The 1,063-nt window shown below is 68.5% G+C and carries 1 protein-coding gene; it reads right to left on the reverse strand.

Features of this window, described 5'->3' with window-relative positions:
* Positions 1-34: 34 nt before the first annotated feature.
* Complete coding sequence (locus tag AC5LUJ_RS07840; protein ID WP_250281145.1) at positions 35-610, reverse strand: TerD family protein; 576 nt, start codon at positions 608-610, stop codon at positions 35-37.
* Positions 611-1,063: the final 453 nt, after the last annotated feature.

Genomic DNA, 1,063 nt, shown 5'->3' on the forward strand with positions numbered 1-1,063 from the left:
CCGGTCGCGACGACCGGGCGTCAGGGCAGAAGGATCAGACATTGACTCCGTAGTCCCGGGCGATGCCGGCAAGCCCGGAGGCATAGCCCTGGCCGACGGCCCGGAACTTCCACTCGGCGCCGTGCCGGTAGACTTCACCGAAGACCATCGCAGTTTCGGTGGAGGCGTCCTCGGTGAGATCGTAACGCGCGATCTCGGTGCCCCCCACCCCGTTGACGATCCTGATGAACGCGTTGCGGACCTGGCCGAAGTTCTGCTGGCGCGTGTCCGCATCATAGATCGAAACCGGAAACACCACCTTGTCGACCTCCACGGGCAGACCGGCGAGACTCACGTTGATCGCCTCGTCGTCGCCCTCGCCCTCGCCGGTGAGGTTGTCGCCCTGATGTTCGATGGCACCGTCCGGGCTCTTGAGATTGTTGAAGAAGACGAAGTGACTGTCCGAGAGGACCTTGCCATTGGATCCGAGGGCGATCGCGCTCGCATCAAGATCGAAATCAGCGCCGGTCGTGCTGCGGACATCCCAGCCGAGGCCGACGACGATACTGGTCAGGCCGGGCGCCTCCTTGGTCAGCGAAACGTTTCCGCCCTTGCTGAGGCTGACTCCCACTTGCTCCTCCTGCTGTCATTGCGATCGGGGCTGTTCCTGTATTCCGGGGCCCTGGCCGCCCCCCGCACCGAACGCGACGCAGCCTACTGGACTCGATCACGCATGCCCACGGCGACGTGGGGTTATGGGGCCTTGTGTTCTGCGGGACGAACGGGACCTCTCCAGGGTTCCCGGACGCACGTGCGCGCCCGTTCGGGACAGCCCCCGGGACAGCCGGCGGCCGGCGGCGCGGCGCGGCGCGGGCGGGCGGCCGCCGGCGTGGCAGGCGCGCCGGGCAGGTGGTGCCCCACCCGCGTGGACCCGGCGGGCCCGGGTATCCCGGAGCGGGACCGATGGCGGCGGACCGGTACGCGCCCGGCACCGGTCCCGGCCGCGAACGCGTATCAACGTGGAGACTTCGATCCGATGCCGACATCCTCCTCCCCCGGCGGAGCACCTCCGCACCCCCAACAC

It is taken from the genome of Protofrankia sp. CiP1_Cm_nod3, assembly GCF_982290655.1.